Here is a 4,924-nt window from a genome sequence, read left to right as displayed (position 1 = left end):
GATGCGCACTTCGTGCGCCATCTCCATCGGGCGCTCGCCCATCGGGGAAATGCGACGCGAAGCGTCTGCATTTCAGGGGCGCGGGGAACTGCGCGACCAGCCCCCACCGGACGGAGAGCCGAAGACTCGCCAATTGGGCCGCACGAGTGGGAAACGGGACAGGGGCCGCCGTGTCGCCGACCGGCCAAGCGCTCGCCCCGGTTCCCTGTGGCGATAGATGTGATCAGCTCCATACTCCGCCAAACGTGATCAAACCGGCCGTCCCCGGAGGTACCCGTGATGCGACCCGCCCCAAGGCGCCCAGGCGCAGCCGCCCGATCGGCCGCGTTCCTCGTGAGCGGTGCCCTCGCCGTGACCGCCCTCGCGGGGTGCGGCTCCGACGACGAGGCGGGCAAGCCCGCCGCCGGGCAGGACATCGCCCCGGCCGCCCGCGAGCAGATCAAGGACGGCGGCACCCTGCGCTGGGCCATCGACGCCCTGCCGCAGACCCTGAACACCTTCCAGGCGGACGCCGACGCGAGCACCGCCCGCCTCACCGGCGCCCTGCTGCCGTCGATGTTCCGCATCGACGCCCAGGGCCGCCCCGCCCGCGACGCCGACTACCTGGAGAAGGCGGAGGTCATCAAGACCGAGCCGAAGCAGGTCGTGCTGTACAAGCTGAACCAGCAGGCCGTCTGGAGCGACGGCCGCGAGATCGGCGCCGCCGACTTCGCCGCCCAGTGGCGCGCCCTGTCCGGCAAGGACTCCGCGTACTGGACGGCCCACAACGCCGGCTACGACCGCATCGAGAAGATCGAGCGCGGCGCGAACGACCTCGAGGTGCGGGTCACCTTCGCCAAGCCGTACGCCGACTGGCGCGCCCTGTTCTCGCCGCTGTACCCCAAGGACGTCATGGGGACGCCGGACAGCTTCAACGAGGGCGCCCGGCGCAAGCTCAAGGTCACGGCGGGCCCGTTCGCCCTCGACGAGATCGACCGCGACGCCAAGAAGATCACCCTCAAGCGCAATCCGCGCTGGTGGGGCAGCCAGCCCAAGCTCGACAAGCTGGTCCTCGCGGCGGTGCCCCGCGCGGAGCGCCCCGCCGCGCTGGCCGCCGGAAAGCTCGACCTGGCCGACGTCGACCCGGGCGGCGCCGACCGCATCGCGTACGCGGCCCGCGACCAGGGCTCCTCGGGCCCCCTCGCCCACGGCCCCGGCGCCGCGCTGACCCCGGCGCAGGCGACCCGCTCCTGGGCGATCGCGCACGGCGCGGACGACGAGGAGGCGGCCGAGGAGGAGACCACGGCCCGCGCGAAGACCCGCAAGGCGATCAAGAAGTACACGGCCGAGCAGGCGGAGCTGCACGGCTTCCGGCTCCGCAAGTCCCTGGAGCCCGCGTACACGCAGCTGGCGCTCAACGGTTCCTCCGGGCCGCTCGCCGACGAGCGGGTCCGGCGGGCCGTGGCCCGCGCCATCGACCGCACCAAGCTCGCCGAGTCCGTCCTCAAGCCGCTCGGCCTGCCGGTCAGCACGGTCGACAACCACCTGGCCCTCGCCGGCCAGGACGCCTACGCCGACAACAGCGACGCGCTGGGCAAGCAGGACACGGCCGAGGCGCGGGCGCTGCTCGCCGAGGCGGGCTGGGTGCCCGGCGGCGCCGTCGACGAGGAGAAGAAGGACCACCCGAAGACGGCCGGCGGCAACGCCGACGACTCGTCCAAGGACTCCAAGGACTCCAAGGACGACAAGAAGGCGAGCAAGGAGAGCAAGGGGAGCAAGGAGTCGGAGGACGCCGACGACGGCACGTACATCGTCGGGGAGGACGACCAGAAGTCCGGCGACGACGGGAAGCCGGGTGACACCGCGGCCTCCACCCCACTGCTGGGCGCCGCCGCCGACACCTCCGCCCAGTACGCCGCCCTCCTCCACCAGGCCGACGCGGTGAAGGTCCGCGTCGCCGACCAGGAGAAGAACAAGCACTCCGACGGGATGAAGAACGACGCCAAGCGGTACGACGCCCAGCAGGGCGGCGCCCCCGGCGCCTACGCCCCCAAGGGCACGGCCGCCCCCGCCCGTGCCGCCGCCGGCCCGCTCGCCAAGGACGGCAAGCCGCTGACCCTGCGCTTCGTGGTCCCCGCGGGCGCCGGTTCGGAGCAGCTGCGCTCGGTCGCCGACCGGATCACGCAGATGCTGGAGAAGATCGGCGTGCGCACCGACATCACGAAGGTCGCCGACGAGAGCTACTTCAAGGACCACATCGCGTCCGGCCAGTACGACCTCGCCCTGTACTCGTGGCCCGCCTCGGCCTACCCGGCCACCGACGCCCGCCCGATCTACGCCAAGCCCGTCCCGGCCGCCGACGGCTCGCTGACCGTCGAGCAGAACTACACCCGGGTCGGCACCGACCACATCGACCAGCTCTTCGACCAGGCCATCGGCGAGCTCGACCAGGACGAGGAGCGCTCGCTGGTCAAGCAGGCGGACGCCCGGATCTGGGCCGCCGCAGGATCGATTCCCCTCTACCAGCGCCCCGAGCTGGTGGCGGCCCGCAAGGACCTGGTGAACGCCGGCGCCTTCGGCTTCCAGGAGCCGGACTACGAGAACATCGGCTACCTCAAGCCCGGTGTGAAGCGCGTCGCGCCGGACCCGAAGGACCGCTGAACAGATTCTCAGATCAGATCCAGCTCAAGTCTCTTGCCCGCCGGACCACCCGGCGGGCAAGCTGGTTCACACCCATTGACCTGCGGATTCCCCCCACCTCGGGGCTCACCCCCATCTGCGTCCCCACCTGCGCGAAGAGCCCCGAAGAGCCTCAACCCGTCAAGCCCCGTACCATGGGGTGAGGCCGTGGCGTGTCCAGCCCGGCAGGGCGCGCGTATCACTGATGTACGCGCAGCCGTCCACTCACTCCGGGAGTACGCCGCAATATGGCCACGCGCCACGACATCCGTAACGTCGCCATCGTCGCCCACGTCGACCACGGCAAGACGACCATCGTCGACGCCATGCTCAAGCAGGCCGGCTCGTTCGCCGCGCACGCCGCAGAGTCCCTCGACGACCGCATGATGGACTCGAACGACCTGGAGCGTGAGAAGGGCATCACGATCCTCGCCAAGAACACGGCGGTCAAGTACCACCCGAAGGATGGCGGCGACGTCATCACGATCAACATCATCGACACCCCGGGCCACGCCGACTTCGGTGGCGAGGTCGAGCGCGGTCTGTCGATGGTCGACGCGGTGGTCCTGCTCGTGGACGCCTCCGAGGGTCCCCTCCCGCAGACCCGCTTCGTGCTGCGCAAGGCGCTGCAGCAGCGGCTGCCCGTCATCCTGTGCATCAACAAGACGGACCGTCCGGACTCCCGGATCGACGAGGTCGTCAACGAGACGTACGACCTCTTCCTCGACCTGGACGCCGACGAGGACCAGATCGAGTTCCCGATCGTCTACGCGTGCGGCCGTGACGGCATCGCGTCGCTGACCAAGCCGGAGAACGGCACGGTCCCGGCGGACTCCACCAACCTGGAGCCGTTCTTCTCGACGATCCTCGAGCACGTCCCGGCTCCCGAGTACGACGAGGCCGCCCCGCTCCAGGCCCACGTCACCAACCTCGACGCCGACAACTTCCTGGGCCGCATCGCGCTGCTCCGTGTCGAGCAGGGCGAGCTGCGCAAGGGCCAGACCGTGGCCTGGATGAAGCGCGACGGTTCGGTCTCGAACGTCCGCATCACCGAGCTGATGATGACCGAGGCGCTCACCCGCAAGCCCGCCGAGGTCGCCGGCCCCGGTGACATCTGCGCCGTCGCCGGTATCCCCGACATCATGATCGGTGAGACCCTCGCCGACCCGGAGAACCCGGTCGCGCTGCCGCTCATCACGGTGGACGAGCCGGCCATCTCCATGGTCATCGGTACGAACACCTCGCCGCTGGTCGGCCGTGGCGGCACCGGCAAGGGCGCCCAGGCCAAGTCCGCGGTCAAGGACCGCAAGGTCACCGCGCGCCAGGTCAAGGACCGTCTCGACCGCGAGCTGATCGGTAACGTGTCGCTGCGTGTCCTCGACACCGAGCGTCCCGACGCCTGGGAGGTCCAGGGCCGCGGTGAGCTCGCGCTCGCCATCCTGGTCGAGCAGATGCGCCGCGAGGGCTTCGAGCTCACCATCGGCAAGCCGCAGGTCGTCACCCGCGAGGTCGACGGCAAGACGCACGAGCCGGTCGAGCGCCTGACCGTCGACGTCCCCGAGGAGCACATGGGTGCGGTCACGCAGCTCATGGGTGTCCGCAAGGGCCGCATGGACAACATGTCGAACCACGGCTCCGGCTGGGTCCGCATGGAGTTCGTCGTCCCGTCGCGTGGCCTCATCGGCTTCCGCACCGAGTTCCTGACGAACACCCGCGGTACGGGTATCGCGCACTCCATCCACGAGGGCCACGAGCCGTGGTTCGGCACCCTGCAGACCCGTAACAACGGTTCGCTGGTCGCCGACCGCGCCGGTGCCGTCACCGCGTTCGCGATGACGAACCTCCAGGAGCGCGGCGTGCTGTTCACCGACCCCGGCACCGAGGTGTACGAGGGCATGATCGTCGGCGAGAACTCGCGCTCCGACGACATGGACGTGAACATCACCAAGGAGAAGAAGCTCACCAACATGCGCTCCTCCTCCGCCGACTCCTTCGAGGCGATCGTCCCGCCGCGGAAGCTCTCCCTGGAGCAGTCCCTGGAGTTCTGCCGTGACGACGAGTGCGTCGAGGTGACCCCGGAGGCCGTCCGCATCCGCAAGGTCGTCCTGGACCAGAAGGAGCGCGGCCGCACGGCCTCGCGCGCCAAGCACAGCTGACGCCAGGCCAGTTGACGGCCGATGGGGCCCGCCCCCCCCGGGGGTGGGGGGGCGGAGAGAGAGACGGGGGGGGGGGGGTGTGGGGTGTGGGAGCCACGGGGGGCAGGACC

Annotated in this window: 2 protein-coding genes; both read left to right on the top strand. The window is 70.4% G+C overall.

Annotated features, from left to right (window positions below; translation table 11 throughout):
- Positions 1-279 precede the first annotated feature (279 nt).
- Entirely contained in the window at positions 280-2,640 is a 2,361-nt protein-coding gene (locus tag ACFW9D_RS23820; RefSeq protein WP_384624509.1) for an ABC transporter family substrate-binding protein, read from the top strand.
- Between the two features lie 266 nt (positions 2,641-2,906).
- The gene (gene typA / locus ACFW9D_RS23815; RefSeq protein WP_188337051.1) at positions 2,907-4,814 is read left to right on the top strand and encodes a translational GTPase TypA; all 1,908 of its coding nucleotides are present in this window, start codon (positions 2,907-2,909) and stop codon (positions 4,812-4,814) included.
- The last annotated feature ends 110 nt before the right edge of the window (positions 4,815-4,924 follow it).

The sequence above is a fragment of the Streptomyces sp. NPDC059524 genome (genome assembly GCF_042749255.1).
Taxonomy (GTDB): Bacteria; Actinomycetota; Actinomycetes; order Streptomycetales; family Streptomycetaceae; genus Streptomyces; species Streptomyces xanthii.
This window is presented reverse-complemented; position numbering and strand designations above follow the sequence as displayed.